Annotated in this window: 16 protein-coding genes; 9 read left to right on the top strand and 7 right to left on the bottom strand. The window is 63.1% G+C overall.

Annotated elements, in window-relative coordinates:
• Positions 1–3: 3 nt before the first annotated feature.
• Positions 4–2,364 (bottom strand): heavy metal translocating P-type ATPase, encoded by a 2,361-nt coding sequence (locus tag Q9Q94_RS17730; RefSeq protein WP_305981465.1) that lies wholly within the window; start codon positions 2,362–2,364, stop codon positions 4–6.
• 297 nt (positions 2,365–2,661) lie between these two features.
• Here Q9Q94_RS17730 and Q9Q94_RS17735 point away from each other — a divergent pair, with 297 nt between their 5' ends.
• The 3 genes from Q9Q94_RS17735 (at position 2,662) to Q9Q94_RS17745 (ending at position 5,059) form a co-directional block, all read left to right on the top strand.
• The gene (locus Q9Q94_RS17735; protein ID WP_305981466.1) at positions 2,662–2,853 is read left to right on the top strand and encodes a heavy-metal-associated domain-containing protein; all 192 of its coding nucleotides are present in this window, start codon (positions 2,662–2,664) and stop codon (positions 2,851–2,853) included.
• Between the two features lie 106 nt (positions 2,854–2,959).
• Complete coding sequence (locus tag Q9Q94_RS17740) at positions 2,960–4,057, top strand: GGDEF domain-containing protein (protein WP_305981467.1); 1,098 nt, start codon at positions 2,960–2,962, stop codon at positions 4,055–4,057.
• Positions 4,058–4,423: 366 nt separating this feature from the next.
• The gene (locus Q9Q94_RS17745) at positions 4,424–5,059 is read left to right on the top strand and encodes a hypothetical protein (protein ID WP_305981468.1); all 636 of its coding nucleotides are present in this window, start codon (positions 4,424–4,426) and stop codon (positions 5,057–5,059) included.
• 202 nt (positions 5,060–5,261) lie between these two features.
• Here Q9Q94_RS17745 and pap read toward each other — a convergent pair whose 3' ends face one another.
• Together pap and Q9Q94_RS17755 are read right to left on the bottom strand one after the other, a co-directional pair.
• Positions 5,262–6,740 carry a polyphosphate:AMP phosphotransferase gene (pap, locus tag Q9Q94_RS17750; protein WP_305981501.1) on the bottom strand — a complete coding sequence of 493 codons (1,479 nt, stop codon included), beginning with the start codon at positions 6,738–6,740 and terminating at the stop codon, positions 5,262–5,264.
• Between the two features lie 108 nt (positions 6,741–6,848).
• Entirely contained in the window at positions 6,849–7,904 is a 1,056-nt protein-coding gene (locus Q9Q94_RS17755) for an ABC transporter ATP-binding protein (protein WP_305981469.1), read from the bottom strand.
• Between the two features lie 112 nt (positions 7,905–8,016).
• Here Q9Q94_RS17755 and Q9Q94_RS17760 point away from each other — a divergent pair, with 112 nt between their 5' ends.
• Positions 8,017–9,669 (top strand): iron ABC transporter permease, encoded by a 1,653-nt coding sequence (locus Q9Q94_RS17760; protein WP_305981470.1) that lies wholly within the window; start codon positions 8,017–8,019, stop codon positions 9,667–9,669.
• 313 nt (positions 9,670–9,982) lie between these two features.
• Positions 9,983–10,351 carry a DUF2513 domain-containing protein gene (locus Q9Q94_RS17765; protein ID WP_305981471.1) on the top strand — a complete coding sequence of 123 codons (369 nt, stop codon included), beginning with the start codon at positions 9,983–9,985 and terminating at the stop codon, positions 10,349–10,351.
• A 179-nt stretch (positions 10,352–10,530) separates the two neighbouring features.
• Here Q9Q94_RS17765 and Q9Q94_RS17770 read toward each other — a convergent pair whose 3' ends face one another.
• A complete protein-coding gene (locus Q9Q94_RS17770; protein ID WP_305981472.1) occupies positions 10,531–11,538 on the bottom strand; it encodes an extracellular solute-binding protein in 1,008 nt (335 codons plus the stop codon).
• A 146-nt stretch (positions 11,539–11,684) separates the two neighbouring features.
• Here Q9Q94_RS17770 and Q9Q94_RS17775 point away from each other — a divergent pair, with 146 nt between their 5' ends.
• The 3 genes from Q9Q94_RS17775 (at position 11,685) to Q9Q94_RS17785 (ending at position 13,737) form a co-directional block, all read left to right on the top strand.
• Entirely contained in the window at positions 11,685–12,053 is a 369-nt protein-coding gene (locus Q9Q94_RS17775; protein ID WP_305981473.1) for a DUF2946 family protein, read from the top strand.
• 69 nt (positions 12,054–12,122) lie between these two features.
• A complete protein-coding gene (locus Q9Q94_RS17780; RefSeq protein ID WP_305981474.1) occupies positions 12,123–12,593 on the top strand; it encodes a copper chaperone PCu(A)C in 471 nt (156 codons plus the stop codon).
• Positions 12,594–12,729: 136 nt separating this feature from the next.
• Complete coding sequence (locus Q9Q94_RS17785) at positions 12,730–13,737, top strand: sulfate ABC transporter substrate-binding protein (RefSeq protein WP_305981475.1); 1,008 nt, start codon at positions 12,730–12,732, stop codon at positions 13,735–13,737.
• Positions 13,738–13,875: 138 nt separating this feature from the next.
• Here Q9Q94_RS17785 and Q9Q94_RS17790 read toward each other — a convergent pair whose 3' ends face one another.
• Together Q9Q94_RS17790 and Q9Q94_RS17795 are read right to left on the bottom strand one after the other, a co-directional pair.
• Complete coding sequence (locus tag Q9Q94_RS17790; protein WP_305981476.1) at positions 13,876–15,405, bottom strand: MORN repeat-containing protein; 1,530 nt, start codon at positions 15,403–15,405, stop codon at positions 13,876–13,878.
• Between the two features lie 87 nt (positions 15,406–15,492).
• Entirely contained in the window at positions 15,493–16,590 is a 1,098-nt protein-coding gene (locus tag Q9Q94_RS17795) for a PA0069 family radical SAM protein (protein WP_305981477.1), read from the bottom strand.
• 40 nt (positions 16,591–16,630) lie between these two features.
• Between Q9Q94_RS17795 and aroG the strand changes: the two genes are divergently transcribed.
• On the top strand, positions 16,631–17,713 hold the full coding sequence (gene aroG / locus Q9Q94_RS17800) for a 3-deoxy-7-phosphoheptulonate synthase AroG (RefSeq protein WP_305981478.1): 1,083 nt from the start codon (positions 16,631–16,633) through the stop codon (positions 17,711–17,713).
• 189 nt (positions 17,714–17,902) lie between these two features.
• On the opposite strand, the gene Q9Q94_RS17805 is transcribed toward aroG, so the two are convergent.
• A complete protein-coding gene (locus tag Q9Q94_RS17805; RefSeq protein WP_305981479.1) occupies positions 17,903–18,241 on the bottom strand; it encodes a hypothetical protein in 339 nt (112 codons plus the stop codon).
• Between the last annotated feature and the right edge of the window lie 75 nt (positions 18,242–18,316).

Here is an 18,316-nt window from a genome sequence, read left to right on the forward strand (position 1 = left end):
GTGTCAGACCTGCCGCCCCCGCCAGTGCTTGAGCAACAGCGCATTCGTCACAACGCTGACGCTGGAGAACGCCATCGCCGCACCGGCAATCACCGGGTTGAGCAGTCCTGCAGCGGCCAGTGGAATGCCGATCAGGTTGTAGATGAACGCCCAGAACAGGTTCTGGCGGATTTTCGCGGTGGTTCGCCTTGAAATGTCTATGGCATCCATTACTCGGCGCGGGTCGGTCTGCATCAGGGTGATGCCTGCCGCGCCCATGGCCACGTCAGTGCCGCTGCCCATGGCGATGCCGACATCTGCAGCAGCCAGTGCGGGTGCGTCGTTGATGCCATCGCCGACCATCGCAACCGTGCCGTAAGCCGCATGCAGCTCGGTGACGATGCGTGCCTTGTCGGCGGGCAACACTTCCGCGCGCACGTCTTCGATACCCAGTCGCGCGGCGATGGCGGCAGCACTGGCGGCGTGATCTCCGGTTAGCAGCACCGGACGGATGCCGGCGACCTTGAGCGCGGCGATGGCGGTGTGCGCCTCGGGGCGCGGTGTGTCGCCGAAGGCGAAGAGGGCAAGCAGCTTCGGCGTTGCGGCGATTTCGGCCAGCCACGAGACTGTATGGCCCTGCGCCTGATGCGTGGCGGCCTGAGTCGTGAGCGTAGCGGTATCGAAGCCCAGTTCGCCCATCCAGCGCAAGCTTCCCAGCGCGTAGTCACGCCCCTCGACGCTGCCGCGAATGCCGCGTCCGGCCTCGGCCTTTACGCCTGTTGCGGTCGGTAGCGTGAGGTCATGCGCGGCCAGAACGACGGCATGTGCCAGCGGATGTTCGCTGCCTGTTTGCAACGCGGCGGCGATGGCGAGTGCACCGTCGCTGCCGGATTCGATGGCAGCCAGCGTCGGTTTGCCCTGGGTCAGCGTGCCGGTCTTGTCGAAAGTCACGACCTGCACGCGATGGGCGATCTCCAGCGCTTCGGCGTCGCGGATCAGGATGCCGTGTTTCGCCGCTACCCCGGTGCCCGCCATGATCGCGGTGGGTGTGGCCAGCCCCAGCGCGCAGGGGCAGGCGATCACCAGTACCGCCACGGCGTTGAGGATGGCCTGTTGCCAGTCGCCCACAGCAAAGCCCCAGCCGAGCAGTGTCAGCAAGGCGATCACCAGCACCGCTGGCACGAATACCGCCGCAACCTGATCAACCAGATGCTGGATCGGAGCTTTCCTGGCCTGAGCGTTTTCCACCAGCTCGATGATGCGCGCCAGTGCTGTCTGCGCGCCGACAGCGGTGGTGCGCAGTGCGATCAGTCCTTCGCCATTCACGCTGCCGCCGATCAGCACCGCGCCGGGCGATTTGGCTACCGGCAGGCTCTCGCCGGTGATCAGCGCTTCGTCGATGTGTGAGACGCCCTCGGCCAGCACCCCGTCCGCCGGGATGCGCTCGCCGGGGCGCACGATCACGATGTCATTGACGCGAAGCTGGTTAATGGGAATTTCGCGTTCGCCATCTGCAGTACGCAGCCGTGCGGTTTCAGGACGCAGCGCCTGCAGGGCGCGGATTGCCTCGGTGGTCTGGCGCTTGGCGCGGCTTTCCAGCCACTTGCCGAGCAGTACCAGCGTGATGACCACGGCGGCAGCTTCGAAGTAGAGATGCGTGCTGTGCCCGCTGAGCAGCAGCCATAGCGAGAGGAAATACGCGGCGCTGGTCCCGAGCGCCACCAGCAGGTCCATGTTGCCACTGCCCGCGCGAGCGGCCTTCCAGCCAGCACGGTAGAAGCGTGCGCCGAAGACGAACTGCACCGGTGTGGCGAGTGCCAGCTGCAGCCAGCCCGGCAGCATCCAGTGCGCGCCGAACAGCTCGGCCAGCATGGGCAGCACCAGCGGCAGGCTGAGTGTAATACTGAGCATCAGCGCGAGCCGCTCCCTGTCTTGTTTTGCAGACATGGTGTCTGTAGAGGCAATGCCCGCTTGGTTCTCGCGGGCGATGCCGTCGAAACCCGCGCGCAGCAAGGCTGCCAGCAGGGGCTCGATTTCCGCATCCAGCCGGGTGTGCACGCGCGCCGATTCACTCGCCAGATTTACCTCCACCGCCGTCACGCCCGCCACTTTCAGCAAGGCCTTTTCGACACGGCCGACGCAGCTCGCGCAGGTCATGCCCAGCACATTCAGATCCAGCGTGCGTTCGGGCACATCGAATCCGGCGCGCTGAATCGTGGTGAGCACCGCGTCGAGTGCCACTTCGCCACTCACGCTGGCGCGTTCGCTGGCCAGATTCACCGTCGCCTCGGCCACGCCGGGCGTGGCGCGAAGCATTTTCTCCAGGCGTGTCGAGCAGCTTGCGCAGGTCATGCCTTCGATGGGGAGGGAGTAGTGCTGGCTCATGATGAATTGCCGTGTGAGGTTGATGCCTGAAGTCTGGAGGCTACCATCGTGGGAAGGTCAAGCGGTGCCGAGTGTCTGGTATCGGGGGTGTGCCTTGTTCTCGATACGTTGCGCTCCGCATGGCTCCCGGACCGAACGGAACGGGTGTGCTCGCTTGAGTCGCTTCAAATCGCTCGGTCCGAGTGTTCGGCAAGACCGGGGGTGTCGAGGCCGGAGCATGATATGTAAGCAGGCGCTTGACTCTCCCCCCGTGGCAAGCATGATGATTCATGCATCAACCCACCCAAGGAGCCAAGCATGTACGAATTCACCGTTCCCGGCATCAGCTGCGGCGGCTGTGCCAAGACCATCACCCGAATCCTCGGCGAGCTGGATGCGAACGCCAGAATCGAGATTGATGTGGCGACCAAGCACGTCAAGGTTGAAACCAGCCAGCCGCGTGAGGCTGTGGTGGCGCGCCTTTCCGAGGCGGGCTTTGATCCGGCCTGAGTGTCCGTTGGTGCGGCCTGTCGTCATGGATTGTTGCAAATCTGCTCCAGCAACATGGTCTATACAGGGAGGATGAGAAAACTCTTAGCTGCTGTGGAGGCCATGCATGTCCGTTCTTGAGCACATGTTGTTTGGCTCGGTGCATTTTGCTGACGCGAAAGAATTCAGGGCTTTCCAGTTCAAACTCCTGTGCATCGTGCTGCCAGTTGGCGCGCTGACCACCGTGCTCCTGCTGCTTGGCGTCGCTTCCGGCGCCAACCTCATCGATGCGCGCCACGTCATCTCGATGAGCGTCTTCACTACCCTCAGCGTGGTGTTGTGGTTGCTGCTGCGCGGGCAGCCACAGCGCTTCCTGCGCGTGGCCTGGCCGTATGAAATCCTCTGCCTGCTCGAATACGTGTCCGCCCTGTATTTCGTCTCCGAAGACGAAATGCGCGTCATCTGGTTCTTCACCAACATTCCCGGCGTGTACATCCTGCTCGGCCAGCGTGCCGGGCTGGCCATCACGGTGCTGAGTGTCGTTGGTCTGGCGCTCGGCAACGGCTTGTTGCCGCGGCCGTATTCATCGAACGGCATGGCCACCCTGCTGGCCGCGCTCGCCTATGTCGGCGCGTTCTTTCATGTGTATGGCGCGCGCTCCCTGTCCTATTTCTTCCGCATGCGCGAATCCAATGGGCAACTGCGCCACATGGCCAGCCACGACCCGCTCACCGGCCTGCTCAACGCCCGTGCCTACTACGCGGCCTGCGACCAGATGATCCACCTCGCCACCCGCAACCGCACGCCCTATGCCGTGCTCTTCGTCGATCTCGATCATTTCAAGCGCATCAACGACACGCATGGTCACGAGGCCGGTGATTTGGTGCTCAAATGCGTGGCCGCCAGGCTCATGGAAACTGTGCGCCAAAGCGATGCTGTCGGCCGCGTGGGCGGTGAGGAGTTCTCTGTCTTCCTGCCCAACACCGATCTGGCCGGCGCGCTGCGTCTGGCCGAATCCCTCCGCCTCGGCATCGAGGCGCTCATGCCGGATATCGGCAGCCAGCGCCTGCGCATCACCGCCAGCATCGGCGTGGCGCGCAACCAGCACAGCGAACAGTCCATGGCCGAGATCCAGCGCCTCGCCGATCAGGCCATGTACGACGCCAAGCAGCGGGGCCGCAACCGCGTATCGGCCGTCGAGCTCGATCAGGCGGCGATGGTCTGAAGAGGCCCGGCTGGCGCGGCTGTGCAGACGGTCTGCCTGCAGACGCAGGCGGGGGGCTGTTCTTCGGGCAGGTTGTGTGTGGGGAGCTCATGCTCCGCGTGGGAGCCAGTGACGTGGCGATCAAGGAAAGTCCATGAGGCAAGGCTGTGTGGAGCAACGTACGGCTGCGTACAAACAGGTCAACACCGCCGACATCGTCTGCAATGACGCATCACTTCACAATTTGATGCTCTGCCAATGGAAGCTCAATGTAATGACGATAATGACGAAAGTTAATCTCAGGCCCCGAAGGTACAGCTTGTAGGGCTGTGCGGTCGGGAGTAGCGTGCGCATTGTCATATTTTAAGGCATGAAGGAGCAGGCAAAATGAGTTTCACGAAACCGGTAATTGCTTCGGCGCTGGTGCTGGCTTCAGGGTTTTTGCTGAGTGCCTGCGGCGGAGGTGGTTCGAGCGATGCCTCGCGCGACGATGGTGCGGCAACAGGCTGTACTGCTACCGTTGTCGGATCGGTGCAATCGTTCAATCTCGGCACCACCGCGCCGCCGACCTCCATGGGCGGCTACACCATGCAGGCGTTTGATCAGACAGCGCAGAACGCCGTTGCTAATTTCGCCAACGTCACGACGATTCCCGGCAGCCCGATTGGCGGTAACCTGACTCTGGCTGCCAGCGCCACCAAGCGCACCGTACCAGGCGGCGGCTGGGCGACGTGGTCTCACAGCTATACCGGGGTCGTGTACTACACCGCCAGTACGACGAACACCCTGACGCTGCCTGCCGGCACGGCGGCGTTCTACTTATATGCCGAACCCAATTCAGGCACGGTGGCCATCACCGCCACCACCGATTCTGGTGCAAGCAGCGGTCCGATCAGCGTGGTCGGTACCTCCGGTGCAAATGGCTTCGGCTTTGCCGCGCCGTGCGGTTCAACCATTTCCACCATTACGGTCACTCAGGCTTCCAGCGATTTTGCCATCGGTGAATTCGGGATAGCACAGTAAGGGCTGCTTCGCTGCTGCCGGGGAGGCTTGCGGAACGGTGTTTGTCCAGCAACTGGGCCGTACGCTGATTCACCTCATGCCTCGAATAGCCGCATGTAGCAAGTCCGGTAGGGTGCGCACCGCGCACGCGGATTCGATCCTCCAAGCCAGCCGGTTCGGTGCTTGATCGGCCGAAATGGTGCGCAATGCGCACCCTGCAGCCTCACCCCAGCGTCCCCTCCAGCCGCTCACAAATCGCCTTCAAAATCTTCACCCGCGCGAAGTTCTTGTCATTGGCCTCGACCACGACCCACGGCGCCTTGCCGGTGCTGGTGCGGTCGATCAGGTCGACGGCGGCCTGCTGGTAGGCGTTCCATTTCTTGCGATTGCGCCAGTCTTCTTCGGTGATCTTGAAACGCTTGTGCTCGATCTTTTCGCGCTCCTTGAAGCGGCGCATCTGCTCGGCCTTGTCGATCTGCAGCCAGAACTTGATGACGATGCTGCCGGCTTCGACCAGTTCGTGTTCGAAGTCGTTGATCTCGGCGTAGGCACGCAGCCAGTCGGCTTCGGCGCAGAAGCCTTCGATGCGCTCGACCAGCACGCGGCCATACCAGGAGCGGTCGAAGATGGTGACCCGGCCCTGGCGCGGCATGTGCCGCCAGAAGCGCCACAGATAGGGCTGGGCGCGCTCCTCGTCGGTGGGCGCGGCAATCGGTACGATCTGGAACTGGCGCGGGTCCAGCGCGGCGGTGATGCGGCGGATGCTGCTGCCCTTGCCGGCGGCGTCCATGCCTTCGAAAGCCAGCACGAGCGAGCGACCAGTAAATTTTTTATGCCGGGCGAGTTCTGAGAGGCGCCCCTGCCACTTGGCGAGTTCGCGTTCGTATTTCTTTTCGTCGAGTTTTTGCGTGAGGTCCAGCGCGCTCAGCACGTTGCGATCATCGATGCGTTTCACCAGCGGGACGGCAGGAGCGACCTGAGGCGTTTTGCTGTTTTCAAGCCGGGCCTTCAGCGATTCCAGCAGCGCCCGGCCGACACGCAGGTTGCGGTAGTTGTCGTCGGTGCCGTCGACGATGATCCAGGGTGCGGCGGCGGTGTTGGTAACGCGCAGCACGTGGCCGGCCACGTCCTGAAGCTCGTCGTAAGTTTTGGTGCGGGCCCAGGAAGTTTTGGTGACGCGCCAGGCGGTACGCGGGTCTTTCTCCAGTTTCTTCAGGCGCACCACCTGGCCTTCACGGGAGAGGTGGAACCAGAACTTGAGGACCAGTGCGCCTTCATTGACGAGCATGGTCTCGAAGCGGTTGATCTGTTCCAGGCGGTTGTCCAGTCCGTTGCGCGAGAGTTCGCGGGCGATGCGTCCGGCAATCGGCTGGGAGTACCAGGAGCCGGAGAAGATGCCGATGCGGCCCTTGGGCGGCAGCGCACGCCAGAAGCGCCACATGAAGGGGCGTTCACGTTCTTCGTCGCTGGGTTCGACGAAGGCCATGGTGCTGAGAAAGCGTGGGTCCATCCATTCGTAGAGCTGGGCGATGGTCTCGCCCTTGCCGGCGCCATCCACGCCGGAGATCAGCAGCACGACCGGAAACCTGCCTTGCTCACGCAAGGCGTTCTGGGCCAGCAGCAACTCGTTGCGCAGAGCTTCTTCTGCTGCACGAAAGGTCTTCTTGTCGATGGCGTGGCCGACTTCGGCGGATTCGAACATGGCGATCCTCTGGCTGGTGGCGTTGAACTGCCAGTATGTCACGCGCGTGCGCCGGTTGCCGGCCGGAGGAAAGGGCAGGGCAACAAGAGGAACGGGGTGTGCCGCGTCTCAGGGGTGAGCGAAGGTCACCACATGATCGACATCCAGACGGATGCCGATGCGCTGGCCGATGGCGTGATCGTGATGGCTGGGCACCAGCGACAGCACTTCCGCACCGCTGGGCAGGCGCAAGGTGTAGAGGATTTCGGCGCCCTTGAAGGCCTTGCGCGCCACCTCGGCCTGCAGCGGACTGGCGTCGTCATGCACGATGTCGTCCGGCCGCAGCAGTACATCCACTTCGCACACGCTGGAACCATGACAGCACTCCACCGGCACTGTCGAATTGAGCCGGCCGAGCTCGATCTCCACCGTGGCCGGATCACGCACCACGCCGCGCACGATGGCGCCCTGGCCGACGAAATCCGCCACGAAGCGGTTGGCCGGGCGGTGATAGAGCTGCCAGCCGCTGCCCCACTGCTGGATGCGGCCCTCACTCATCACGCCGATCTCGTCAGCCATGGCGAAGGCTTCGTGCTGGTCATGGGTGACGAGGATCGCCGCCGTGCCTGCGGTCTTGAGGATGTCGCGCACCTCCAGCGACAGGCGCTCACGCATCTCGGTATCCAGATTGGAAAAAGGTTCGTCCAGCAGTACCAGTGCCGGACGCGGCGCCAGCGCGCGGGCCAGCGCCACGCGCTGCTGCTGGCCACCGGAAAGTTCGTGCGGATATTTGTGCGCCTCGCCGGCCAGTCCGACCAGTTCAAGCATTTCGGCGACGCGCGCGGGCCGGGCGGATTTCGCCAGCCCGAAGCCGACATTGCCCGCCACGGTGAGGTGCGGGAACAGCGCGTAATCCTGGAACACCATGCCGATGCCGCGGGATTCCGGCGCCGCATGCTCGATCGCCGAGCCGATCAGGCGGCCCTCGAAGCGGATCTCGCCGGCCAGCAGATGCTCGAACCCGGCAATTGCCCGCAGCACCGTGGTCTTGCCACAGCCCGAGGGACCGAGCAGGCAGGCGATGTTGCCGGGCGCCAGCTCGAAGCTCAGGCCACGCACCACCTCCTGCGCGCCATAGGCCAGACGCAGGTCGCGGGCAGAGAGAACGGAGTTGGCGGCAGACATGTTGGCGGCTTTGAGAGATTCGCAGATGAGAATGATTATAATCTGGCAGACCTCTGTAGACTTCGTTTGCGCTGTGGCCAAACGCCTTGCCATTGTTCCTTGACGCCACAACATGCCCCTCTTGTCTTCCCTGACCCGCCTGCGCCAAGCCTTCAGTCCGCTCACCCTCGCCGGGGTGCTGTGCGCGCTGGTGCTTGCCGTGCCGGTCGGGGTGGTGGCAGGCAGCGTGTTCATCGGCGGCACGGGCGAGACCTGGGCGCATCTGGCGGCCACGGTGCTGCCTGAATTCATCACCAACACCCTGATCATGGTGCTGGGTGTCGGGCTGGGTGTCACGCTGCTGGGCGTGGCCTGCGCCTGGCTCACCGCGATGACCGAGTTCCCCGGCCGGCGTTTCTTCGAGTGGGCGCTGGTGTTGCCCATGGCCATGCCGGCGTATGTGCTGGCCTACGTCTACACCGACTTCCTGCAGTTCGTCGGCCCGCTGCAGAGTTGGCTGCGCGAACTCTTCGGCTGGACGCGCGCCGATTACTGGTTCCCCGAAGTGCGCAGCGTGGGCGGCGCCTGCGCGATGTTCAGTCTGGTGCTCTACCCCTACGTTTACATGCTGGCCCGCAGCGCATTTCTGGAGCGTGCCGGCAGCCTCACCGAAGCGGGCCGCGCCGCCGGCCTCGACCCATGGGCCTGTTTCTGGCGCATCTCGCTGCCGCTGGCGCGCCCTGCGATCATCGCCGGCGTGAGTCTGGCGCTGATGGAGACGCTGGCCGACTTCGGCACCGTGTCCTACTTCGCGGTGCAGACCTTCACCACCGGCATCTTCCGCGCCTGGTTCTCGCTAGGTGATCGCCTCGCCGCCGCGCAGCTCGCCGCGGCGCTCCTGGGCTGTGTGGCCCTGATCCTCTTGCTGGAAAAGGCTTCGCGCGGACGTGCCCGCCACAGCGCCGGCCCGCGCGCCCGTCCGGGCAGGCGTGCTGTACTGCGAGGCTGGACGGCCCTCGGCGCGATGGCTGCCTGCACAGGCCCGCTGCTGGCGGGTTTCGGGCTACCTGCCGGGCTGCTGCTGCGCATGGCCTTCAAGGATGGCGACAGCCAGCTCGGCAGCCGCTATCTGGAACTGGTGAACAACAGCGTGCTGCTCGCTGGCGTCACGGCAATCTGTGCAGTGCTGCTGGCGGTGCTGCTGGGTTATGCCGCGCGGCTTGCCCGTTCGCGCATTCCGGCCGCGCTGAATCGTCTGGTCGGGCTGGGCTACGCCTTGCCCGGCTCGGTGATTGCCGTCGGCGTGCTGATCCCGGTGACGCGCTTCGACCAATGGCTGGCCGCACTGATCCAGCAAGTCAGCGGACATAACCCCGGCCTGCTGCTCACCGGTGGCATTGCCGCGTTGGTCTACGCCTATCTGGTGCGCTACCTCACCGTGGCGCTGGGCACGGTTGAATCCGGCCTCGCGCGCATCACGCCCTCGATGGACGAAGCTGCGCGCAGCCTTGGCGCCGGGCGCGGCAGTACGCTCGCCCGCGTGCACTGGCCGCTGCTGCGCGGCAGCCTGCTCACCGCTGGCCTGCTGGTGTTCGTGGACGTGATGAAGGAACTGCCCGCCACCCTGGTGATGCGCCCCTTCAACTTCGACACACTGGCTACGCAAGCCTACACCTTGGCCTCAGATGAGCGCCTGAGTGAAGCCGCCACTGCCTCGCTGGCCATTGTGCTGGTCGGGCTGCTGCCGGTGATTCTGTTGTCGCGGCGGATTGGCAGGGCGCGCTGATTCCATGCGCATGGCTGCTTGATAAGCAGCCGCAAAGCGGCCCGAATGTAGGGCGTCAATGAGCAAAGCGAATTGCGCCGAATGAAAGTAGCCCGTCAGGCAAAGGTCGCAGAGCAAAGCCCGTTCGAGCCTTGCATCGGGCCCGTTTTTCAAGCACCCACATGGAATGAACTTGCAGGCATGCGGCGCAATTCGCTTTGCTCATTGACGCCCTACGAGTCGTGCCCGAGTATTCGGAGTGCGTCGTACGCGGTCAACCGTTTCTGCGCGGCGGGTAAACGCTCTTCGTTAGGCATACACCAGGAGGCATCACATGGTTCGAGACTGGGAGATTATTCGAGCAATACTTGTGCGTTTGGAAAACAGCAAAACCCCGAACGTTTACCTTAACGCCAATAGCTTTGAAGAATTTCCGATGCAGGAGGTTGCTTATAACATGCGCCTTTTGAGTGAGTCCGGATACATCGAAGCAAAAATCCTCAACTCAAGCTCAGGTAGTGGCGAAATCAATGTGGCTTTAGCTATTCGTCTCACCAACTCAGGGCATAACTTGTTGGATACGATTCGTAGCGAAAGTATCTGGCAGAAAGTGAAAGACAAGTTTTCCACTGCTGGAGTTGATATGACATTCGACCTTGTTCTGAGTGTCGGAAAAAAGTTCATAGAGACCACGCTTTCTTGAAGTTTGCGCGTGGCTTCACTATTAAAGCCTTGTTGGTAGATGTGCACCGTACACACGGCTTAGGTATGGCCGAATGAGTGGTGCGCACGACGCACCCTACGTACAACAAGGCCTACCTTCCGCCCCACCAACAAAAAGCCCCGCACGCAGCGGGGCTTGTCATTTGCGGAGCCTGAGTTTCAACGCCAGCCGGCGCGATCGAAGATCTTCTGCGCGGCAATCGCGCCCTTGGATGTCTTGCCGATTTCCAGGGTGTCGGCCTTGAAGGGGCCGAGGCGTTCCAGCGCCGGGTTCTTCACCTTCACGCCCGGTACGGTGGGCCATTCGTTGTTGCCGTCGGCGAAGTAGATCTGGGCTTCGTCGGAAGCCAGATATTCGAGGAACTTGACCGCTGCTTCCTTGTGCGGCGCGGTCTTGAGCATGCCGCCGCCAGAGACGTTGATGTGCGTGCCCCAGCTTTGCTGGTTGGGCCACACCACGTTGATGCCTTCCATGGCCTTGCGATCATCCGCGGCGGTGCTGCGCATCATGCGCGCCACGTAGTAGGAGTTGACCAGCGCCACGCCGCATTCACCTGCACCCACGGCCTTGATCTGATCTGTGTCGCCACCCTTGGGGGCGCGCGCGAAATTGGCCACGAGGCCCTTGGCCCAGGCTTCGGTTTTCGCTTCGCCCTCATGCGCAATCATTGCCGCACCCAGCGAGAGGTTGTAGGGATGCATGCCGGCGCGCACGCAGACCTGATTCTTGAGCTTCGGGTCGGCGAGCTGTTCGTAGCTCTGCACGTCGGCGGCCTTGATGGCGATCTTGTTGTAGACGATCACGCGGGCGCGGGTGGAGAAGGCGAACCACTCGCCGGTGCGCAGGTGGGCAGGGATGCGGCTCTCCAGCACTTTGGACTTCACTTCGGCGAAGAGGCCCAGCTCGTCGGCCTTGGCCAGACGCGTGGCATCCACGGTGATGAACACGTCGGCCGGGCTGTTGGCGCCTTCGTTCTTGAGGCGTTCGAGCAGCGCGTCTTCCTGCGCCTCGATGCGGTTGATCTTGATGCCGGTGGCCTTCTCGAAATTCTTGTAGAGGGCTTCATCAGTCTGGTAATGGCGGGCCGAGTAGAGGTTCAGTTCAGTGTCGGCGGCGCTGGCGGGCAGGGCGATGGCCAGCAGCAGGGAAGCGAGGAGTCGATTCATGAAAGCTCCGTTGAATGGGTCGATTGGGGTGGCTGAATCTTACCTGTGATTCTGGCAAATGAAAACCATTCTCATCTTGCGGCGCTCGCACGCTTCGCGCATGAGGCTGATCAGTCATAATCCGGCTTCCTTTGCCCGCGCTGCTTATGAATCACTTCGCCCGCCTCTCTGTCATCCGGATCGCCTTGCTGGCCGTGCTCATGCATGCGCTGATGCCGCTGCTGATGGCGCTGCCGGTACAGGTCGGGGTGAGCATGCAGATGTGCTCGACGCTGGGCGCGAAGAGTGTTTTCGTCCAGTTTGATACCTCCGGGAAAGGCGCACCGGACAAGGGTTTGCAGGCACGCTGCCCGCTCTGCCTTGCCGGGACTCTCTTTGCGCTGATGCCGCCTGCAGATGCCCGCCCGGCGCTGCTCTCCGGCCTGCTGCATGTGCAGGCGCCGGTTCCGCTTGCCGCGCTGGCGCGAGCTGCCGTGTGGCCGCGCTATCACCCGCGCGCACCGCCTGTGGCCTGATTTTCCACCTGTTGAATTCATCGCCCGCCTGGTGTGTGGCGATGCAATCCCATTTTTACGGAGAGTCAGATGTTTGCAAAAATCCTCATGGCCGCAGCTGTGCTGCTGGCCGGTACTGCCCAGGCCCACGATTACACGCTGGGCAGTCTCAAGATCAACCACCCCTGGGCGCGTGCCACGGTCGCTGGTGCGGCTGCTGGTGGCGGTTTCCTGAAAATCACCAACAGCGGCGCGGCCGATCGCCTGATCTCGGCGCAGGCAGAGGTGTCGAACGCGGTAGAGCTGCACACCATGGTGATGGAAGGCAACACCATGCGCATGCGCAAGCTGGACAAGGGTATCGAACTGCCGGCAGGCCAGAGTGTCGAGCTCAAGCCGGGTGGTCTGCACATCATGTTCATCGAACTGAAAGCGCCGCTGAAGCAGGGCGATAAATTCCCGCTCAAGCTGAGCTTCGAGAAGGCCGGGGAGATTACGGTCGACGTGCAGATCGAGGCGGTAGGGGCCGCTGCGGCGCCAGCCATGCAGCACGCGCACTGAGCCCGGGGCCGCCGCTCCAGCCGGAGTGGCGGCTTTTTTTTCCGACAGGATGAGCCAGCGTCCTCTTTCCCCGGCTTTGCCGGGGGTAAAGTGGAGCCATCAAGCGTGGAGCCATCAAGCTTTCAGGAGCCCTATCGTGGATATCCGGATTTTTCGCAAGGCAGGTTTGGCCCTTGCGCTGGCGCTGGGCCTGAATGGCCTGAGCCTGGCGCAGACGACGCTGCTCAACGTTTCATACGATCCGACACGCGAGCTGTATCAGGATTTCAACGCGGCGTTCGCGAGACAGTGGAAGGCCCGTACCGGTGAGAACATCACGCTCCGCCAGTCGCATGGCGGCTCGGGCAAGCAGGCTCGCACGGTGATCGACGGGCTGGAGGCCGATGTCGTCACACTGGCGCTGGCATACGACATTGATGCCATCGCCGCCCAGAAACTGCTTGCGCCGGACTGGCAGAAGCGGCTGCCGCACAACGCAGCGCCGTACACCTCGACCATCGTGTTCCTGGTGCGCAAGGGCAATCCGAAAGGCATTCGCGACTGGCCGGATCTGGCCCGCAGCGGCATCGGCGTGGTGACGCCGAACCCGAAGACTTCGGGTGGCGCACGCTGGAATTATCTGGCCGCCTGGGGCTACGCCCTGCGCAAGAACGGTGGCGATGAGCTGGCCGCCAAGGCGTTCGTGAAGCAGATTTTCGGCAACGTGAAAGTGCTGGATTCCGGCGCGCGTGGTGCCACCACCACCTTTACCGAGCGGGGCATCGGCGACGTGCTGCTGGCCTGGGAGAACGAGGCGTATCTGGCGGTTAACGAGCTGGGCCGTGACAAATTCGAGATCGTCACGCCCTCGGTGTCCATCCTTGCCGAGCCGCCGGTGGCGGTGGTCGACAAGGTGGTTGATCACCATGGCACGCGCAAGCAGGCCGAAGCCTACCTGAACTATCTGTATTCACCGGAAGGGCAGGACATTGCCGGCAAGCATTACTACCGCCCGCGCGATCAAAAGGTGGCCGCGAAGTACGCCAGGCAGTTTGCACCGGTGAAACTGTTCACCATCGAGGAGCTGTTCGGCAGCTGGGCCAAGGCGCAGAAAACGCACTTTGCGGACGGCGCCAGTTTCGACCAGATATTTGGCGCGCGCTGAGTGCCTGTTCTGATTGAAGTGCCCGGAGAGCTGCCCCGGGCGGACCTCTTCAGGTGGTCGTGCTGAAGAGGCTTGCTAGTCGAGGCTTTCTGGCATGGGTTGCCGGAAAGCGATGCTGCGTGCGGGTCCTGGCGAGGGTCAGCCCCGGCGCTCGCAGGCGGTCTTGAACCAGCCCTTGATCGTCGCCGCCGGAATCGCCTTGCCGACGTACTTGTCAAAATTCCGGTCCAGCGCGCAGGCGTTTGTTTGTGCACCGCCTGTGCAGTTGTAGAGCAGCTGGATTTCCAGCGCTTCGCTGCGGCAGTCGTATTTGATGCCGGTGTTGCGTGAATTGCCGCTGGCCGAATCGAGGAAGCGGAACCAGGAGAAGACCCGGCCGGTCTCGCTGATGCTGTTCCTGTCGACTTCATAGTTGATCGTGGTGTTGCCGCTGCCCTTCTCGCTGAACATGGTTTGCCAGCTGTGCTTGAACAGCGTGCCCTGCTCAATTTCGCGCAGCAGGCTCTGCCGGCAGTCCAGTGCCGCGCCGGCACGTTCGCAGGCCTTGAGTTCAAGTGCCACCATCGGAATGGCCGACAGGCGCGTGACATCGAGTGGCCGCTCCGTGCTGGCGCGTGTGCTGCCCGTATCTGAAGCGGCGCGGGTCTGCTGCATCAGCTTTTCGGCCGCTGCCGGGGCGATGTCCAGCATGGGCTTGAAGTACAGGCGCCCATCCATCTGGGCGTCATCGGCGAAGCTGCCTTGCCAGTAATCACCGTTGACCCAGGTGTAACGCCCTTCGCCGGTCTTGCGCCCTTTCGCCCAGGCGCCCTGGTACAGGTCGCCGCTCTTCCACAGGTAGCTGCCCTGACCATGGGCCTCGCCGGCCTTGAAGTCGCCTTCGTAGCGGTCGCCCGATGCGGCAAACACCTTGCTGCCTTTGCCATCGGGCAGGCCGGCCGCGACGCTGCCAAGGTACTTGTCGCCATTCGCGAAAATGATTTCGCCCTGGCCGGCAGGCCGATCCTGCGACCAGTCGCCTTCGTAGCTCTGGCCACTGGACCACACGAACTTTCCCTTGCCCTGCTTCAGCCCCGCCTGCCACTGCCCGTCGTAACGGTTGCCGGCCTTGTCGCTGTAGCTGCCGCTGCCATCGGGCGCGCCCGTCTTGAAGCTGCCTTCATAGCGATCCCCGGAACTGAAGATCTTGCTGCCGAAGCCCTCCGGTACGCCGGCTTTCACTTCGCCCTCGTAACGATCCCGATTGGCAAAAATGAGGATGCCGCGTCCGTCTGGTTGATCGTCCAGCCAGTCGCCTTCGTAGCTCTGGCCGTTGGCCCATTCGAACTTGCCGGGGCCCTGACGCTTGCCGTTGAGCATGCGGCCGCTGAAGCGGTCACCGTTGTCCCAGCTGATCGTGACCGAGCCCGTGATCAGCCCGCTGTTGCCATCCGTAGTGAAGCGCCCCCTGAACGTGGCGTTGCTGGCGCGCAGGGTTTGTTCCGGGATCGACAGGTCTTCCGGCGGCAGCGGAGCCCGCGTCAGATCCACGGTTGGCACGGGGCTGTTCGATCCGATGGAAGTCGGCGTGTCTGCCGCGTGTGCCGGCAGGCTCAGCAGGAGGGTCAGCAGCATGCCGGGCAGGGCAGGCGATGCAGTGTGCAAAAACCAGCGTGGCAGGGTGGGCATGGCGGCGTCCGTGAAGTCGCGCCCCGGGCGGCAGGGCTTGATTTGACAATATGCGGGCCGGCCGGCCGCCGTCAAGCGCCACACCCCTCAGAACAGCTCGCCCTGCCGGGGATTGGCGCGTGGCGGACGAAACGCGTGGGTGTTGAGCTGGCGATGCGCCTGATTCAGCCCCAGGCGCTCGATGGCCAGACGCGCACGTCTGGCGTACAGCTCGGCAAACACGCCGCTGCCCTGCATGCGCCGGCCGAACTGGCTGTCGCTGGCTTGCCCGCCGCGCATCTGCCGAAGAATGCTAATGACATGGCCGGCGCGATCCGGAGCGTGTTGCGCCAGCCAGGCCGGGAACACCTCGGCCAGCTCATGCGGCAGGCGCAGCAAGCCGATTCCGGCATGGCGTGCGCCGGCAGCATGGGCGGCCTCGAAAACGGTCTCCAGCTCATGATCGTTGAGTGCCGGAATCAGCGGGGCGAACAGCACGCCGCAGGGCACCCCCAGTGCCGCAAGTTCGCGCAGCAGTTCAATACGGCGTTGCGGCGCAGCGGCGCGCGGCTCCATTGCGCGGGCGAGCTTGCGATCCAGCGTGGTGATCGAGAAACTCACCTCCACCAGATGGTCACGTGCCAGATCGGCGAGCAGGTCGAAATCGCGCTCGATCAGCGCCCCCTTGGTGACGATCATTACGGGGTGACGGCACTCGACCAGTACTTCGAGGATCGCGCGGGTGACCCCCAGATCGCGTTCCACCGGCTGCCAGGCATCGGTATTCATGCCCAGTGCTATCGGACTGCAGCGGTAATTGCGCGCACCCAGCTCGCGGCGCAGCAGGGTGGCGGCATCCGCCTTCCAGGCAATCTTGGTTTCGAAATCCAGCCCGGCTGAAAGCCCCAGATAACTGTGCGTGGGGCGGGCGTAGCAGTAGGTGCAGCCGTGCTCGCAGCCGCGATACGGATTGATCGATTGGGTGAACGGAATGTCGGGCGAGTCGTTGCGGCTGATGATGCTTCTGGCGCGATCCACCCGCAGTTCGGTACGTGGTACGGCAGGCGCTTCCTCCAGCGAGCCCCAGCCATCGTCGCAGGCCTCGCGACATTGGGATTCAAAGCGCCCGTCGGGGCGTGACACGGCGCCGCGACCGCGAAAGAGCAGCGGACGCAGGGTGTCAGGGGGCAGAGGATCGGATGGCATCGGCTACAATCGGGAAATCACAAAAAACAACGCCAGAATTATGAACGCCTCCAACCAACTTCACATCGACGATGTCCGCATTCGCGAAATCAAGGAACTGACCCCGCCGGCCCACGTGTTGCGTGAATTCCCCGCCACCGAGGCCGCTGCCAGCACCGCCTTTGCCGCCCGCCACGCCATTCATCGCATCCTGCACGGCGCGGATGACCGTCTGCTGGTGGTGATCGGCCCGTGTTCGATTCACGACACCCAGGCCGCCGTCGAATACGCGCAGCGCCTCAAGGCACAGGCCGAGCGCTTCAAGGAAGACCTGCTGGTGGTGATGCGCGTGTATTTCGAGAAGCCGCGCACCACGGTGGGCTGGAAAGGCCTGATCAACGACCCCGGCATGGACAACAGCTTCCGCATCAACGACGGCCTGCGCCTGGCGCGCAAGGTGCTGTGGGAGATCAACGAGCTGGGCCTGCCGGCCGCAACTGAATTCCTCGACATGATCACCCCGCAATACATCGCGGACCTGATCGCCTGGGGCGCCATCGGTGCGCGTACCACTGAAAGCCAGGTGCATCGCGAACTGGCCTCTGGTCTGTCCAGCCCGGTCGGCTTCAAGAACGGCACCGACGGTAACGTCAAGATCGCCATCGACGCAATCAAGGCTGCTGCCTCACCGCACCATTTCCTGTCCGTCACCAAGGCCGGCCATTCGGCAATTGTGTCGACCGCCGGTAACGAGGATTGCCACCTGATCCTGCGTGGTGGCAAGGCCCCCAATTACGACGCCGCCAGTGTGGATCAGGCCTGCAAGGAGCTTGCCGGCGCAGGCGTATCCGCCAAGGTCATGATCGATTTCTCGCATGCCAACAGCAGCAAGAAGTTCGAACGCCAGATCGAAGTCGCCAAAGACACGGCGGCCCAGCTTGCCGCGGGAGATGACCGTATCTTTGGCGTGATGTGTGAATCGCATCTGGTCGAAGGCCGCCAGGATCTGGTGCCGGGCAAGGCGCTGGAATACGGCAAGAGCGTGACCGACGCCTGCATCGGCTGGGAAGATTCGGTCGGCGTGCTGGAGATTCTGGCTGAAGGCGTGCGCGCCCGCCGGGTGAAGAAGGCGCTGGAAGAGTAAGCGTCGGGTTGTGCATGTAAAAAGCGGCCTGCGGGCCGCTTTTTGTTTGTTTTTGATGCTTGAAGAGCAAGGCTGGGCGCGGGTCTTCGGGTGTTGGATGACCGCTCCCACGCTCCGCGTGGGAACCCGGTTTGCGACGCTCTGCGTCGGAGGGCGGACGCAGGAGCGTCCATTCAAAAGCGGGCTTGGTCAGAAATTCCAGTACGCAAAGTTGGCGGCGATGAAGGCTTGATTTTCAGTGTAGAACCAGAGCGCCCCACCCATCATTGCGATGATCGGCAGAATTGCAATTGCCTTGTTGCGTGCTTGGAAGCGAGGTTGGCGCTCAATCCAGCCCTCTAGCAAGGTTCCGGTTAAAATCCAGACCGAGAACAGGATTCCTGTGCTGGCGCAAGCTAGCCATCCGGCCTTGGTCGTGGGAAGCAGCGGAAAGATGATCCCGAGCAAAATCAGCGTCGAGATGGGGACGGCAAGTAAGGCCATGATCCAAGTACGGGACCAAAAAGAGGCGCGATCTTCGTTGTCCATTGTTTCCCTGATTCGGATGGTTCCCACGCTCCGCGTGGGAATCCGGTTTGCGATGATCTGTGTCGGAGGGCGGAC

It is taken from the genome of Uliginosibacterium sp. 31-16 (assembly GCF_030730865.1).
Lineage (GTDB): Bacteria > Pseudomonadota > Gammaproteobacteria > Burkholderiales > Rhodocyclaceae > Uliginosibacterium.

Coding starts and splice junctions, on each gene's coding strand:
- Q9Q94_RS17730 (WP_305981465.1), bottom strand. CDS start 2,364: ATGAGCCAGCACTACTCCCTCCCCATCGAAGGCATGACCTGCGCAAGC.
- Q9Q94_RS17760 (WP_305981470.1), top strand. CDS start 8,017: ATGCCCCTCTTGTCTTCCCTGACCCGCCTGCGCCAAGCCTTCAGTCCG.
- Q9Q94_RS17780 (WP_305981474.1), top strand. CDS start 12,123: ATGTTTGCAAAAATCCTCATGGCCGCAGCTGTGCTGCTGGCCGGTACT.
- aroG (WP_305981478.1), top strand. CDS start 16,631: ATGAACGCCTCCAACCAACTTCACATCGACGATGTCCGCATTCGCGAA.
- Q9Q94_RS17765 (WP_305981471.1), top strand. CDS start 9,983: ATGGTTCGAGACTGGGAGATTATTCGAGCAATACTTGTGCGTTTGGAA.
- Q9Q94_RS17775 (WP_305981473.1), top strand. CDS start 11,685: ATGAATCACTTCGCCCGCCTCTCTGTCATCCGGATCGCCTTGCTGGCC.
- Q9Q94_RS17740 (WP_305981467.1), top strand. CDS start 2,960: ATGTCCGTTCTTGAGCACATGTTGTTTGGCTCGGTGCATTTTGCTGAC.
- Q9Q94_RS17805 (WP_305981479.1), bottom strand. CDS start 18,241: ATGGACAACGAAGATCGCGCCTCTTTTTGGTCCCGTACTTGGATCATG.
- Q9Q94_RS17790 (WP_305981476.1), bottom strand. CDS start 15,405: ATGCCCACCCTGCCACGCTGGTTTTTGCACACTGCATCGCCTGCCCTG.
- Q9Q94_RS17745 (WP_305981468.1), top strand. CDS start 4,424: ATGAGTTTCACGAAACCGGTAATTGCTTCGGCGCTGGTGCTGGCTTCA.
- Q9Q94_RS17735 (WP_305981466.1), top strand. CDS start 2,662: ATGTACGAATTCACCGTTCCCGGCATCAGCTGCGGCGGCTGTGCCAAG.
- Q9Q94_RS17795 (WP_305981477.1), bottom strand. CDS start 16,590: ATGCCATCCGATCCTCTGCCCCCTGACACCCTGCGTCCGCTGCTCTTT.
- Q9Q94_RS17770 (WP_305981472.1), bottom strand. CDS start 11,538: ATGAATCGACTCCTCGCTTCCCTGCTGCTGGCCATCGCCCTGCCCGCC.
- Q9Q94_RS17755 (WP_305981469.1), bottom strand. CDS start 7,904: ATGTCTGCCGCCAACTCCGTTCTCTCTGCCCGCGACCTGCGTCTGGCC.
- pap (WP_305981501.1), bottom strand. CDS start 6,740: ATGTTCGAATCCGCCGAAGTCGGCCACGCCATCGACAAGAAGACCTTT.